The organism is Saccharibacillus alkalitolerans (assembly GCF_011090185.1).
Classification (GTDB): domain Bacteria; phylum Bacillota; class Bacilli; order Paenibacillales; family Paenibacillaceae; genus Saccharibacillus; species Saccharibacillus alkalitolerans.
This window is the reverse complement of sequence record NZ_JAAFGS010000002.1, coordinates 169,805-183,278: the sequence shown is the minus strand read 5'-3', so window position 1 is coordinate 183,278 and position 13,474 is coordinate 169,805. Positions and strand designations below refer to the sequence as shown.

12 protein-coding genes and 1 riboswitch are annotated in these 13,474 nt (G+C 61.0%); of the genes, 8 read left to right on the top strand and 4 right to left on the bottom strand.

Translation table 11 applies throughout. The features are described from left to right. Positions 1-92: 92 nt before the first annotated feature. On the bottom strand, positions 93-398 hold the full coding sequence (locus tag GYN08_RS06480) for a hypothetical protein (RefSeq protein WP_166273277.1): 306 nt from the start codon (positions 396-398) through the stop codon (positions 93-95). Between the two features lie 417 nt (positions 399-815). Between GYN08_RS06480 and GYN08_RS06475 the strand changes: the two genes are divergently transcribed. The 4 genes from GYN08_RS06475 (at position 816) to thiD (ending at position 4,335) form a co-directional block, all read left to right on the top strand. Then, positions 816-1,139 (top strand): YesK family protein, encoded by a 324-nt coding sequence (locus tag GYN08_RS06475; protein WP_166273276.1) that lies wholly within the window; start codon positions 816-818, stop codon positions 1,137-1,139. 67 nt (positions 1,140-1,206) lie between these two features. Beyond that, a riboswitch (TPP riboswitch) is annotated at positions 1,207-1,311 on the top strand. A 232-nt stretch (positions 1,312-1,543) separates the two neighbouring features. After that, on the top strand, positions 1,544-2,209 hold the full coding sequence (tenA, locus tag GYN08_RS06470) for a thiaminase II (RefSeq protein ID WP_166273275.1): 666 nt from the start codon (positions 1,544-1,546) through the stop codon (positions 2,207-2,209). Between the two features lie 192 nt (positions 2,210-2,401). Then, positions 2,402-3,238: a hydroxyethylthiazole kinase gene (thiM, locus tag GYN08_RS06465; RefSeq protein WP_328802899.1), complete on the top strand. Its 837-nt coding sequence runs from the start codon at positions 2,402-2,404 to the stop codon at positions 3,236-3,238. Continuing rightward, entirely contained in the window at positions 3,235-4,335 is a 1,101-nt protein-coding gene (thiD, locus tag GYN08_RS06460) for a bifunctional hydroxymethylpyrimidine kinase/phosphomethylpyrimidine kinase (protein ID WP_166273273.1), read from the top strand. The genes thiM and thiD overlap by 4 nt, the downstream gene beginning before the upstream one ends. 842 nt (positions 4,336-5,177) lie before the next feature. On the opposite strand, the gene GYN08_RS06455 is transcribed toward thiD, so the two are convergent. The 3 genes from GYN08_RS06455 to GYN08_RS06445 all read right to left on the bottom strand — a co-directional run bounded on the left by GYN08_RS06455 (position 5,178) and on the right by GYN08_RS06445 (position 7,531). Beyond that, complete coding sequence (locus tag GYN08_RS06455) at positions 5,178-5,324, bottom strand: hypothetical protein (RefSeq protein ID WP_166273272.1); 147 nt, start codon at positions 5,322-5,324, stop codon at positions 5,178-5,180. Between the two features lie 237 nt (positions 5,325-5,561). Further along, positions 5,562-6,731, bottom strand: a complete 1,170-nt coding sequence (locus GYN08_RS06450) for an ROK family protein (protein ID WP_166273271.1) — start codon at positions 6,729-6,731, stop codon at positions 5,562-5,564. Next, entirely contained in the window at positions 6,728-7,531 is an 804-nt protein-coding gene (locus GYN08_RS06445; RefSeq protein ID WP_206023645.1) for an N-acetylmannosamine-6-phosphate 2-epimerase, read from the bottom strand. Before GYN08_RS06445 ends, GYN08_RS06450 begins: the two co-directional genes overlap by 4 nt. Before the next feature lie 296 nt (positions 7,532-7,827). On the opposite strand from GYN08_RS06445, the gene GYN08_RS06440 reads away from it, so the two are divergent. The 4 genes from GYN08_RS06440 to GYN08_RS06425 all read left to right on the top strand — a co-directional run bounded on the left by GYN08_RS06440 (position 7,828) and on the right by GYN08_RS06425 (position 13,463). Then, positions 7,828-9,177: an FAD-dependent oxidoreductase gene (locus tag GYN08_RS06440; protein WP_166273270.1), complete on the top strand. Its 1,350-nt coding sequence runs from the start codon at positions 7,828-7,830 to the stop codon at positions 9,175-9,177. 103 nt (positions 9,178-9,280) lie between these two features. After that, complete coding sequence (locus tag GYN08_RS06435) at positions 9,281-10,576, top strand: citrate transporter (RefSeq protein WP_166273269.1); 1,296 nt, start codon at positions 9,281-9,283, stop codon at positions 10,574-10,576. A 15-nt stretch (positions 10,577-10,591) separates the two neighbouring features. Further along, complete coding sequence (locus GYN08_RS06430) at positions 10,592-12,736, top strand: hydantoinase/oxoprolinase family protein (RefSeq protein WP_166273268.1); 2,145 nt, start codon at positions 10,592-10,594, stop codon at positions 12,734-12,736. Positions 12,737-12,776: 40 nt separating this feature from the next. Then, positions 12,777-13,463 (top strand): hypothetical protein, encoded by a 687-nt coding sequence (locus tag GYN08_RS06425; RefSeq protein ID WP_166273267.1) that lies wholly within the window; start codon positions 12,777-12,779, stop codon positions 13,461-13,463. The last annotated feature ends 11 nt before the right edge of the window (positions 13,464-13,474 follow it).

Here is a 13,474-nt window from a genome sequence, read left to right as displayed (position 1 = left end):
GCAAAAAGCCCCGACTCCGCGAGAAGGAGTTCGGGGCTTTGCGAATGGGGAATCGGACGGGAAGCATCCTGCGGGCATCGGAATCGCCTTCGTCAGCCGACGGCAGGAAAAGGATTGTGCTTCAGGCAGACCAGCGTGACATAGCCGTCGTGCACGGATACGACCGCGCGCGTCGTGCGCATGCCGTACAGAATGTACGAGCAGCCGTTGTCGCGCCGGCCTTCGTACTTATCGATCCGGCGCGGAGAACGGAGGAACTCACCCAGCATCTCGTCATCGAAATGGGCGCGTTCCATGTCTCGTTCCGCACGTTCGGTCAGCAGCAGCCGATTTTGCTCCAGCGCCTCTCTCAAATGTGCCGTAATCATTTCCGAGTCCACTTCGGGGGATTTGATCATCAGTAAGCCTCCTTCTGCTTTTTTGCGTTTTCGCTTTTTAGCTTTTTCGCTTTAATGAATGAATGGATTTTGCTTAAACTCTATTTTGCACAAAAAAGCTTGTTTCGTAAAGAAGTTTAATAAACCAGTTGTCAAATTACCTTACGCGAATGAAGCGGAGAAGGTATTGAAACAAGGGAATGGCGAAGGCTTTGCCGGGCCGCCGTATAAATCATAGTGCCGCTTCCGACCGGAGAGATAGGAACAAAGTCATTGTTTTTTGTTTTGTAAGCGCTCTATGACGGAAGATGCCGCCGGCTGCCCGCTTGGTTGACGAAAGCCCCTTTTTTGTTTATTCTTGAAACCGTTATGCGTCCGATTTTTCAAACAAATGGACTTATGCGGATAAATGGAAACATTAACAATATTTTTACTTCTTTGGCGGGCATTTATGCTATTCTCGTGGGCAAGGAGGTGTTCAAGCTGAGCGGCATCGTGTTTTTATCAGCGTCGACGTTTATCATCCTGATGGGCGCTTCATACTTGATCTATAAAAAATTTCCTTACCGGCAGCAGTTGACCTACATTCCGTCCGGAGTCGCGCTGTTATTGAGTTTCCTGATGATTTTCATAAGCTTCGATCTGAACCGATTCGACGGGTTGACCATGAGCGGCATGAGCGTGGCGGTAGGGCTGGCCAGCCTGGCGGCTTTTATGTGCTCTCCGCTGATCGATTATTTCTTGCGTTACCGGCAGCATTGACAAAAGTACCCGGCGGGGGCTACAGTAGACAACGTAACGTCACCCGCTCGTCGGGCAATCGAATAACGCATTCCACTGGGGGGGCCGCGGCGCGGCTGAGACAAGAACAGTTCTTGGACCCTTCGAACCTGATCCGGCTCGTACCGGCGTAGGGAAGTGGAGCCGGTCCTTTTCAGAAAATTTTGCTTGCATCGTCGTTTGTTCGTACGGATGCCGCGTTTGCCGCCGCCTTATCCTTTTCCAGCGGGAAAAGGATAAGGCGGCCGAACGGCAGCCGGTCGGCCGGCGCCGCGTGCTGCGTTTAACGGGAACCGCTCCATTTCGGAGCGGTTTTTTTGCGTCCGTTCCTTCCGTGGAAATGTCCGTTCGGGCGGGAGCCCAAATTACCGGAGGTGCGTCAATTTATGTCTTTTACCGAAGAACTCCGCCGCGGAGCGGACCCGATCTACGAAGCGATCTTCAAACATCCGTTCGTGCGCGGCATTGCCGAAGGCACTCTGTCGAAAGAGCAGCTGATCCATTACGTCAAACAGGATTTCGAATATCTGAACGCCTACATGCGCATCTACGGCATCGCGATTTCCAGATGCGAGAAGCGCGAGCATATCCAGATGTTCAACGAACAGATCTCTTTTATTCTGAACAGCGAAATTCATCCGCACCAGAACTTCTGCGAACGCGCGGGCGTCACCTACGAGGAGCTGCAGGGCTATCCGCTGGCGCCGTCGGCGCACCACTACACCCGGCATATGCTGAACGCGGCTTACGAAGGCACGCTGGAAGACATTTTGGCCGCGCTGCTGCCTTGTCCCTGGACCTATACGGAAATCGGACGGCGTCTGCTGGACGAAGTGAATCCCGCCCCGGATCATCCGTTTTACGATTGGATGCACTTCTACGGCAGCCGCGAGATCGGCGTCACGGAGAAGATGCGCGAACTGCTCGACGAATGGGCGGAAGTCCTGACTCCGGCGCGCAAGGAGAAGCTGAAAGAGCAGTTCGACGCCAGCTGCAGGCTGGAATACATGTTCTGGGATATGGCGTACAAGCTGGAGGAATGGCCGGTCTGACCGTGAAAAGCGGAGGCGTACAGCCGGAAACGGGACCGAAGAAGGGCGGCGTCCGGCTTTCCGCGGCGGTCGCGAATGTCGACGGCGGTCGCAGGCCGTAGGCGGGCACCTTGCGCAGGAGCGGGCATCCAGGTCAGGAAAGGGCGTCCCTGCCTACAAAAGCAGGGACGCGTAATCACGAAGCGGAGGACGATGAAGATGCGAAAAGAAACGGGAGAACTGCTTGAGCGGCTGCGGAGCGAGCGGCCGCTGGTTCATAACATTACGAATACGGTGGTCACGAACTTCACGGCCAACGGGCTGCTGGCGCTGGGCGCTTCGCCGGTCATGGCTTATGCGCGCGAAGAAGTGGCGGACATGGCCAAAGTGGCGGGCGCGTTGGTGCTGAACATCGGCACGCTGACGGCGGAGCTGGTCGAAGCCTGCATCATCGCCGGCAAAGCGGCCAACGAAGCGGGCGTGCCGGTGCTGCTCGATCCGGTCGGCGCGGGAGCGACGCCGTACCGGACGGAATCTTCGCTGCGCATTCTGCGCGAAGTGAAGGTCGCGATCGTGCGCGGCAACGCGGCGGAGATCGCTCATCTGACGGGCGAAATACGCGAGATCAAAGGCGTGGACGCGGGCGACGGAGGCGGCGAAGCGCCGGTGGAACTGGCCGTGCGAGCGGCGGCCAAGCTGGGCACGGTCGTGGCCGTGACGGGACGCGAGGACGTCATCACGGACGGAACGAAAGGCTTTGTGGTCGCCGGCGGCGACGAGCTGCTGGCGCGCGTCACGGGAGCCGGATGCCTGCTGACCTCGGTCATGGGCGCGTTCGCCGCGGTGGAACGCGATCCGCTGCGGGCGGGCGCGGCGGCGCTGACGCTGTACGGCGCGGCTGCGGAGGCCGCGGCCGTTCAAGCGGGCGGACGCGGACCGGGCAGCTTCCAGATCGCTTTCCTGGATGCGCTGGCCGGACTGTCCGCGAATTCGGCGGGCGCGGATGCGGTGCGTCCGCTGGAGCTTGCGGCCGGGGGAGGCGCAAGATGACGGCGCCCAGAGCGCTGACGATCGCCGGCTCGGACAGCGGCGGCGGCGCGGGCATTCAGGCGGATATCAAGACGTTCCAGGAGTTGGGCGCGTTCGGCATGTCGGCGATCACGGCCGTTACGGTGCAGAACACGCTCGGCGTCGGTGGCGTCTATCCGATGACGCCGGCCGCGGTGGTGGAGCAGATCGACGCCGTCGGCTCCGATATCGGCGTCGACGCGCTCAAGACGGGCATGCTGTTCGACGCGGCGATCATCGAAGCGGCTTCGGCGCGCATTGCCGCGTTCGGCTGGACCAACGTGGTGGTCGATCCGGTCATGATCGCCAAAGGCGGAGCGGAGCTGCTGCGCGCCGAAGCGGTAGAGGCGATGAAGCGCTATCTGCTTCCGCTCGCACTCGTCGTTACGCCGAACATTCCGGAGGCGGAAGCGCTGGCCGGGATGCCGATCCGCACGATGGAGGACCGCCGCGAAGCGGCGCGGCGCATTGCCGCGCTCGGCGCGAAGACGGTCGTCATTAAAGGCGGACATGCCGAAGAGGGCGCGGAAGGCGGCATCGACTCCGGAGCGATCGGGGGAGTGAGCGGAGCGGAAGCGGCTGCGGCTGAAGGCGGCGCGGAGGCAGACCACGGACGGACGCGGCCGGTTGAAAGCGATGCGGCGGAAGCGGAGGCCGGTCGGATAAGATCGGCCGAAAGCGATACGGCGGAAGAAGGCATCGCCATGCCGAGCGGAGAACGTCCGCTGGAAGGCGGCGCGGAGGCCGGGCATGCCGCGGTGTCGGCTCTGCGCGCCGACCGGGCCATGCCGGATGCTGCTCGCGCGCAGGTCGTGGTCGACCTGGTATACGACGGGCACAGCTTCGAGGAGCTGACGGGCGTCCGCATTCCGACGCGCCATACGCACGGAACCGGCTGCACGTTCTCGGCCGCGATCGCCGCGCGGCTGGCGGCCGGCGCGGACGTGCGCGAAGCGGTGCGGACCGCCCGCGATTTCATTCAGGCCGCGATCGAAGGCGCGCCCGAATTGAATCTGGGCGGAGGCCACGGACCGACCGCGCACTGGGCCTACCGCCGTCTGAAGCGGGAAGGCCGGTAAAGACAAAAGCTAATAGCAGAGACGGAGCTGGACGCAAAGGTAAGGCCGCGCTCTCCCGGCGGAGCTCCGCGCACGTACGGGAACAGTTGGCCGAGAACCATAAGCAGCTGCCCTAGCACCGTAAATAGCTGCATATAAGCACTTATTGCTCTTCTTTTTTCAGTTTTCGGGCCAATAAGTGCATATGAGCAGCTAAATCCGATTTTTCGTGCCAAATAACGCTGGATCGGGCGAAATAGCTGCTCTCATGCACTTATTTCAAAAACAACTCCCAAATCAAGCAAAATAGCTGCTCTTATGCACTTATTTTTAGCAATCGACGATCGAACGAGCGAACCCGCTGCCTTTGCGGAAGAAGTCTCATCTTTATCGCGAATTGCGTTCCTTTATGAAAAAACAGCCCGGGCAAAAAACAAGCCCGGGCTGTTTGGCGTTTGGAGCGGGCGGAGTCCGCTATTTTTGATGTTCCTCCGGCGGAACGTTTTTCGTAAGGCGCAGCGTTCCGCAGGTTCCTGCTTCGGCCCGGACCCGGCAGAACGGGAATTTCCTTGGGCCGAAATCGACCGGCATGGCCACCCGCCTCCCGGCGGACTGCCGCCCTCCCGGCGGACTTGCCGCCCTCCCGGCGAACTGCCGTCTTCCGACGGCCTCCCGCGCCGAGGCAGCAAAAAATGCCCGCCGGCGCGCGCCAAGGACCCCGTAACGCTTGCAGGCGGGGGCGACAGGTTATGGTCGGCTGCCGATACAGCCGGTTCTGAATTCATTATGTATGCGGAGAACAAGCGGCGATTGCAGCGGTGTCCGGTGGATTCATTGCGCGGAACGGCTATCGTTCTCCGGCATCAATCGAGAAACGTCAGAATCGACGAAGACGACGGAGCGCTGTTGACGGCCAGCGAAGCGGCTTCGTGACTCCACGTCCAGACGCTTGTCAGCAGCAGCGCGGCGGCCAGAGCCACCAGCCATTTGTTCTTGTTGCGGTTCGGCATGGGAACCTCCTTCTGCGTGGAATAGTGTCGGTTTGCATTTAGTTTAATTTTTTTCTATTTTAAAACAGGTTCGCCGGGAAAGCTATGATTTCCTTCTCTTTTTCGCCCGAACGCGCTAAAGTTTTGTTATTTCGCGCCGCCGTCGAATACGGAAAGCCCTTCTGCCGCCGTTTGAACATAGGGCGGAGACAGAAGGGCTTTTGAAATTTCGCGGTTTGCGGCTCGGCATCCACAAGGTCAAAGCTGCCGCAGCAGGGAGAAGGCCGCGCCGGCGACGCCGGCATGATCGCCGAGCGAAGCGGCATGCAGGCGGATGCCGGAGCCGCGATAGACCGGCATGATTTGCCGGTCTACCCGCTCGGCGATTCGCGCCAGCAGGAAGTCGCCCTGGGCGGCGATCGCTCCGCCGATTATGAAGTCTCCGGCGTTCAGGGTATGAATGAGATTGACAAGGCCTGCCGCGACGCGAGCGGCGTATTCGTCGACGATCTCCAGCGCCAGCCGGCCGCCGGCGCGAGCCGCGTCGAACAGAACCCGGGGATCGGCGGTTTTCGAGGCTTGCATACCGCGGAGTATGCCGGTGGGTACGTCGATGCGCGTATCGTCGCCGTGCACGCAGGCGTGCGCGACAGTGCGTATATCGTCGTCCGCGCCGCGGTCCGCTCCCATGTGCGCGGTACTGTCCGCGCCGCGGTCCTCTCCTATAGGCGTGCCGCCGTCCGCGACTACGTCCGCGCCATCCTCTACGCCGCAAGCAGGGGCTTCGAAGAAGCCTTGCGGGGCCCGTTCGTCGATCAGCCGTTTCAGCGCGTTGACGGACGCGTAGCTCTCCCAGCAGCCGGACATTCCGCAGCCGCACGGAATCCCGCCTTCCCGCATCACGATCTGATGCCCGAAGCCGCCGGCATGGCCGTCCCGGCCGCCGAAGATCCGGCCGTCTTCGATGATGCAGCCGCCGATGCCGGTCCCCAGCGCCACGCATACGAAGCTGCGCAGCCCGAGAGAGGCGGCCGTTCCCAGCCACAGCTCGCCCAGCGCCATCGCGTGCACGTCGTTCAGCGCCACGGCGGGCAGGTCGGTGGCGCTCTCCAGCTCCCGCCGCAGTTCGGTACCCGTCCAGCCCGGCAGATTTTCGGTCGCGTAAGCGACGCGGCCGCTGCCGTCGACGAAGCCCGCCGTGCCGATTCCGGTTCCGAGCAGGCGGAATCCCTGCGCGGAGGCTTCGCGGCCGGCCGTATGGCAGGCTTCGCGAAGCGTCGACAGCAAATGTTCTTTTCCTTTCGCTCCGTCGGTCGGAACCGTGCGGAAGCGATGAACCGTCCCCTCCCGATCGACCAAGCCGATCTTGATTCGCGTTCCGCCCAGATCGAACCCGAGCACGGCGTCTCTCGTGCCGCTTCCGTTCATAAAAATTCCTCCTCCGAGCCGCCCGGTCGGGAAACGGCTGCGTTTTTCCTTTCCGCTTTCCTCGCAGGCTGCTCCCGCTTCAGCGCGTCCGCGAAACGCCGGGACAGCGTATGCGGCCGCGTGATCGCGGTGCCGACGACGACGGCGTGCGCGCCCCGCATCAGCGCTTCGGCCGCGAGTTCCGGCGTGTCGTAGCGCCCTTCCGCAACAACGGGAATGCCGCACTCCCGCGACAGGCGTTCCACCAGCTCCAAGTCCGGCCCCGAATCCTGGCGGCTGTAAGACGTGTAGCCCGAGAGCGTGGTCGAGAGCAGATCGAATCCGAGCGCCTCGGCGGCCAGTCCTTCTTCGAAGGTAGACACGTCGGCCATCAACAGCGTTCTGTCGCTGCCCGAAGACTCGGTTTCGCCGCCCGCGCGCAGAGGCCGCTCCGAGAAGCGCCGGACATTGGCCAGCAGGCCCTCCAACGTTTCGCCGCCGGGACGGGAACGCCGCGTAGCGTCGAGCGCCACGATTTCCGCCCCTGCCGAGATCAGCGCGAGTACGTCGGAGGCGGAAGGCGTGATGTACACCTCGGAGTCCGGGAACGTCTTTTTCCAGATGCCGATGACCGGGAGCCCGCAGATTTCGCGGATCGCGGCCACGTCCTGCGGAGAATTGGCGCGGATTGCCGCGGCTCCGCCGTCTTTGGCCGCCTGCGCCATAGCCGCCATATGATGGCTGCCGTACAGCGCTTCGCCGGGATAAGCCTGGCAGGAGACGATCAGGGCGCCCTTCAGTTTTTCCAATAGTCCATGCATGTCGATTCCTCCTTGAACTTCGTCGATTGTCGAACCGGATTCGGCCTGGAAGCTGCCTCTTCCTGCTTACGAGCTGCAGTTTGCTTTCTTTTTCGGGACTTCCTTTTCCTGGGTCCAGTATAGTTTTCACACATCTAACATGTAAAGAAAAATATTTTCTAAAAAACCGGACAAAAAGAAAAAAATAAACAAAAAGCGTTTACAAGTTAAAAAACCTCTGCTAGTTTATAGGCATGGATTTTGAAAATCCTGGATGCGAGAACGCGATAGGAAATTAGCGGAGGAGGGATGCGCAGATGAAATCGTATGACGTAATCGTAATGGGCGGAGGCGTATCGGGGGCCATGGCGGCCTGCGCGGCGGCCAGAAGCGGCGCCAAGACGCTGATCGTGGAGTCTCAGGGGTACCTGGGAGGCACATTGACCGCGAACGGAGTCGGCCCGATGATGACTTTTCATGCCGGGGACAAGCAGGCGGTCCAGGGAGTGACGGACGAACTGATCGAGCGGTTGAAAGCCGTCGGCAAGTCTCCGGGACATATTTTCGACACGGTCGGCTATACGTATTCCGTCACCCCGTTTGATGCGGAAGCGATGAAAGTGGAGCTGGAGTCGATGGTGCTGGAGAGCGGCGGCGAGATTCTGTACCATACGATGCTGGCCGAGTCGAACGTGGAGCACGGCAGAGTAAGCTCCGTTACCGTCTGCAACAAATCGGGGATCGGAAAGCTCGAAGCGAAAGTGTTCATCGACGCGACGGGAGACGGCGACCTGTCCGTGCGTTCGGGGGCGGAATTCACCAAAGGGCGCGAGTCGGACGGAGCCGCGCAGCCGATGACGCTCAAGATGAAGATGATCGGCGTCGACATCGGCAAAGTCAAAGCGTACATCCATGCCCATCCGGAAGACTTTCCGATCTACAAAGGCGATACCTCGATCATCGAGCGCGCGCCGCGCCTGTCGACCGCCGGCTTCGTCGGTCCGTTCAAAGCGGCCAAAGCGAGGGGAGAGCTGCATATTCCGCGCGAGGACATTCTGTTTTTCGAGACCAATACGCCCGGGGAAGTCATTTTCAACACGACGCGCATTCTCGGACATGACGGCACGGACGCCTGGAGCCTGAGCCGGGCCGAGACGGAAGGGCGCAGACAATGCCGGGAGCTGGAACGGTTCGTGAAGACGTATATTCCGGGATTCGAAAACGCCGTCGTCACCTCGACCGGTCCGTCGATCGGCGTCCGGGGCTCTAGGCAGATCAAAGGATTGTACACGCTGACCGCCGACGATATCCTGAACCAGACCAAATTCGAAGACACGATCGCGCACTCCGGATATCCGATCGACATTCATAGTCCGGACGGAGAAGGGACCAACAGCCGCAAGCTGGAATGGGGCGGCATGTACAGCATTCCTTACCGCTCTCTCGTAACGGAAGGCGTATCCAACCTGATCGTGATCGGCCGCTGCCTCTCCGCCACGTTCGAAGCGCAGGCGGCCGTGCGGACCACGCCGACGACGGGAGCCATCGGTCATGCGGGCGGGGTAGCCGCCGCTTTGGCCGCGCAGGGCGGCGGGGATGTGCGGACGGTGGACATCAAGCGCGTGCAGGAGCGGCTCAAGGAACAAGGGGCATATCTGGAAATATAGCAGGGGACCGAGGAGAAAAGCAGCGGCGGATCGGGTTTTGCGGAACCGATCCGCCCGAAAGCGGGGCAGGCAGTTTACCTGAACATAAAAGGGGAACGATTCGATGACGACATGGATGTGGGTACAGGCGGTTGGCATTCTGCTGGTTTTTCTGATTTTCGTCGGGTTGATGATGACGCGCAGGATCCCGACCATTCTTGCGCTGCCGAGCATGGCGATTCTGTTCGCCTTGATCGCCGGCGTGCCCTGGCGCGCCGCCGATCCCGAGACGGCCACGATCAGCGGCACGATTCTCGCCCAGGGGGCGATGAGGCTTTCCACTGCGATCGCCGGGCTGATCTTCGGCGCCTGGTTCGGCCAAATTCTCAACAAGGTCGGCATTACGAAAGCGATCATCCGCAAGGCGGCCGAATTGGCCGGCGATAAGCCGATCCTGATCGCGCTGCTGTTTTTCGTGACCGGCTCGATCATCTTTTCCGCGGCGAACGGTCTGGGCATGGTTATTCTCGTCGGCACGATCGTCATCCCGATCATGCTGACCGCGGGCATTTCCCAGTTCGTCGCCTCCATCGTCGTGCTGGCCGCGGTCGGAATCGGCGCCTTGTTCAACGTATCGACCTGGGCCGTCTACGTCGACGTATTGGGACTGCCCGTTTCGACAATTGCCGATTACACGCTCATCGCGGCCGCGCCGCTGTTCGTGGTCAGCGTCGCCATGATCGTGTTCCATATCAAGCGCGGCGGCCAGGGCCGCAGAGCCTGGGCGATGCCGAACGGATCGTCTTCCGGCGAAGGGAGAAAAGTCCCGACGATCGCGCTGATCAGCCCGCTTGTGCCGGTTCTCATGGTCTTCATTTTCAAAATGGACATCGTGCCCGCCGTCATTATCGGAGCGCTCGCCACCCTGATCCTGTCGCTGCCCAAGCGCCCGGTACATATTTTGTCCAGCGCGCTCGTCGAAGGGATTCAGGACGTGGCCGGAGCGCTGGGACTCATGATCGGCATCGGCATCCTGCTCAATTCCGTCATGGCTCCGCAGGTCACGGCCGTCATCTCTCCGCTGATCGAGAGCGTGCTGCCCGGCAGCCCGTGGACGTATATCCTGTTCTTCACCGTGCTGTCGCCTCTGGCGATCTACCGCGGCCCTCTCAACGTCTGGGGGCTGGGCAGCGGCATCGCGGCCCTGTTCGTGGGCGCCGGCATGACGCCGGTCGCCGCGATGCTCGCGCTGCGGGTCGTCAGCAACGTGCAGGCCGTATCCGATCCGACCAACTCGCATAACGTCTGGGTAGCCGATTTTACGAAAAGCGATATCAACGACATCTTGAAAAAGACGCTGCCGTGGATGATGGCGTCCGTCCTGTTCTCCATGCTGTGGGGCGCGTTTATCGTATTTTAGAAAGGAGCTGGCGCAATGTCCCGGAAAGTAAGAGTCGGCATCGACGTCGGCGGCACGTTTACCGATGCCGTCGTGCTCGACAACGAGACGTTCGAAATATTGGAGCAGATGAAAATCCCGACGACGCACCACGAGGAGGAAGGCGTGGCGAGGGGAATCGTCGACATTTTGCAGGCCGTGCTGGAGAAGTGCGGCGCCGCGCCGGAAGACGTGGCGTTTATCGCCCACGGCACGACTCAGGCGACCAACGCGCTGCTCGAAGGCGACGTGGCACCCGTCGGCGTCGTGGGCATGGGGACCGGCATGGACGGGCTGAGCGCGCGCGGGGAATCCAATCCGGGACGGATCGAATTGGCGCCCGGCAAGCTGCTGGAGACCCGGCATACGTATCTCGATTCCAAAGGACTGACCGACGAGCGCGTGAATGCGGCCGTGGAAGAGGTGCTGGGGCAGGGAGCCGAAGTCGTTGTCGCCTCGGAAGCTTACGGCGTCGACGACCCGGCCGCCGAGCTCAAAGTGATCGAGGCCGCGAACCGCAGAGGCGTTTTCGCGACGGGAGGGCACGAAATTTCGCAGCTGTACGGGCTGAAGACCCGGACCCGTACCGCCGTCGTCAACGCCAGTCTGATTCCGAAAATGATGGAGACCGCCAACATGACCGAGAAATCGGTCAAAGACGCGAATATCGCCTCCCAGCTCATGATCATGCGCTGCGACGGAGGCGTCATGAGCATCGAGGAAGTCCGCAAGCGGCCGATCCTGACCATGCTGTCGGGCCTTGCCGCCGGCGTCGCCGGAGCGCTGATGTACGAAAAAATCTCGGACGGCATCTTCTTCGAAGTCGGCGGCACGAGCGTGGACATTTCCGTCATCAAAAACGGCAAGGTCATGATCCAGAACGCGCAGGTCGGCGGTCACCGGACCTACTTGCAGTCGCTCGACGTGCGCACGCTCGGCATCGCCGGAGGCAGCATGATCCGCGTCCAAGGCCGGCAGATCGTCGACGTCGGTCCCCGCAGCGCGCACATCGCGGGTCTGGCTTACGAATGCTTCGCCGACCCGGCTGCGCTGGAAGGGGCGGCCGTGTCGTTCGTCAGCCCGCGTCCGGGCGACCCGCAGGAATACGTCATCGCCGGCATGCCGGACGGAACGTCGTATTCGTACACGCTGGCCGGCGCGGCCAACCTGCTGGGCTATGTGCCCGAAGGCGATTACGCCTACGCGGGACGCGAAAGCGCGGCGAAAGCCTGGGAAGCGCTCGGCGCTTACCTCGGCGTAAGCATGGAGGAAGCGGCGCGCCGGGTGCTCGACCTGGCGATCGCCAAGACGATGAAGACGGTGAACGAGATGATCGCGGACTACGAGCTGGACCGTTCGTTCATTACGCTGGTCGGCGGAGGAGGCAGCGGTTCGGTGCTCGTGCCGGCGATGGCGGAAAAAGAAAATTTGAAATGGAAAATCGCGAACAACGCGCCTTACATTTCCACGATCGGAGTCGCGCTCGCCATGGTCAAGGAGCAGATCGAGCGTACCGTCATTAACCCGACCGAAGCGGACATCAAGCGCATACGCGGCGACATTTTGGACAAAATCGTGCGCTCCGGCGCGAACGAGGACACGGTCGAGATTTCGATCGAGATCGACGCGCAAAAAAACGTGCTTCGCGCCATCGCCACCGGTTCGACGGAGCTGCGCTCGAAAGACTTGTCGCAGGCCGAACTGAGCGAAGCCGAAATGCTGGGCATCGCCGCCGCGTCGGTGGATGCCGTTCCGGAACAGACCCGGCTGAACGCGCAGACCGGAAGATGGCGCCTGTTCGTGGCGGAAGAAGTGCGCAAAAGCTTTTTCGGACTGCTGAAGAAACGCAGGATGTCCGTCAGCGTGCTCGATCGGGAAGGCGTCGTCCGCTTCAAGCAGGGAAACGCGCAGTACGGGCTTTTTCGCAAAAAAGAACGGGATGGACGGTTCGCCGAATTTCTCGACGACAGCACCATTTACTCCGACGCGAACGCCACGATTCCCAAAGTCTTTTTGTTCTACCGCGAAAAAATGCTCGATCTGACGGGCATGCAGACCAAAGAGCAGCTGATGTCGATAATCGATCTGGAGACGGAACGACTCGAAAGCGAAGAGGAATGGATTGCGGTCGCTTACCATTAAGAGAAGGACTGTCAATCGGGTTGGCGAAGGGAGGAGAGTCATGCGCGTCAGCATGGAAGATCACGTAGGAAAATCGGAGTCGGATGCGATTCTGGGTCTGATGGAATTGAAGCGCGATCCGCTTTTCAGGCGGATTCCGGAGGAACGCCGCGGGTATTATGTGGAGCGTTCGCTGGCGTTCGGCCGCGAGGCCGCCGCGGAGCGTGCCGGCCGGCCGATCGGCGAGTGGCTGGAGCGCGAAGGAATCTCGGTACGGATCGACGACTCTTCCGGCAGTATGTTCGGCACGGCGCTTCGCGCCCAAATCGATTGGACGGCCGCCGTGCCACGCATTACCGTCTACCGGGAATCGATGCGCCAGCTGGCCGAGGCGGCATCCGTGTTTCCCGAAATGTTCGGAACGCTGACGCCCGAACGGGCGGCGGACATTCACCTGGCGCACGAGTACTACCATTGGCTCGAATACCGCAGCGGCACGTTTACCAAAGATCGGCTCGATCCCGTCGAGACCCGGCTGGGTCCGCTGCGAAGGAGGTCGGCGGTTCGGCAGTGCGGGGAAGTGGCGGCTCACGCTTTTGCCCGCGATCTGACGGGTCTGCCTCATCTGCCTAACCTGCTCGATTACCTGTATTTGATGCATGCGGGAGAGCTAAAAAAAGAAAATTTTGATGAAGAAATGGAAAAATGCAGGAAGGCTTTGGGCGTCGGAGGGCGGCATATGGTATAATGGGGCAATCG

Bases quoted from the DNA above. Each gene is read 5' to 3' on its own strand.
- GYN08_RS06480 (WP_166273277.1), bottom strand. From the start codon at position 398: ATGATCAAATCCCCCGAAGTGGACTCGGAAATGATTACGGCACATTTG.
- tenA (WP_166273275.1), top strand. From the start codon at position 1,544: ATGTCTTTTACCGAAGAACTCCGCCGCGGAGCGGACCCGATCTACGAA.
- thiM (WP_328802899.1), top strand. From the start codon at position 2,402: ATGAAGATGCGAAAAGAAACGGGAGAACTGCTTGAGCGGCTGCGGAGC.
- thiD (WP_166273273.1), top strand. From the start codon at position 3,235: ATGACGGCGCCCAGAGCGCTGACGATCGCCGGCTCGGACAGCGGCGGC.
- GYN08_RS06455 (WP_166273272.1), bottom strand. From the start codon at position 5,324: ATGCCGAACCGCAACAAGAACAAATGGCTGGTGGCTCTGGCCGCCGCG.
- GYN08_RS06450 (WP_166273271.1), bottom strand. From the start codon at position 6,731: ATGAACGGAAGCGGCACGAGAGACGCCGTGCTCGGGTTCGATCTGGGC.
- GYN08_RS06445 (WP_206023645.1), bottom strand. From the start codon at position 7,531: ATGCATGGACTATTGGAAAAACTGAAGGGCGCCCTGATCGTCTCCTGC.
- GYN08_RS06440 (WP_166273270.1), top strand. From the start codon at position 7,828: ATGAAATCGTATGACGTAATCGTAATGGGCGGAGGCGTATCGGGGGCC.
- GYN08_RS06435 (WP_166273269.1), top strand. From the start codon at position 9,281: ATGACGACATGGATGTGGGTACAGGCGGTTGGCATTCTGCTGGTTTTT.
- GYN08_RS06430 (WP_166273268.1), top strand. From the start codon at position 10,592: ATGTCCCGGAAAGTAAGAGTCGGCATCGACGTCGGCGGCACGTTTACC.
- GYN08_RS06425 (WP_166273267.1), top strand. From the start codon at position 12,777: ATGCGCGTCAGCATGGAAGATCACGTAGGAAAATCGGAGTCGGATGCG.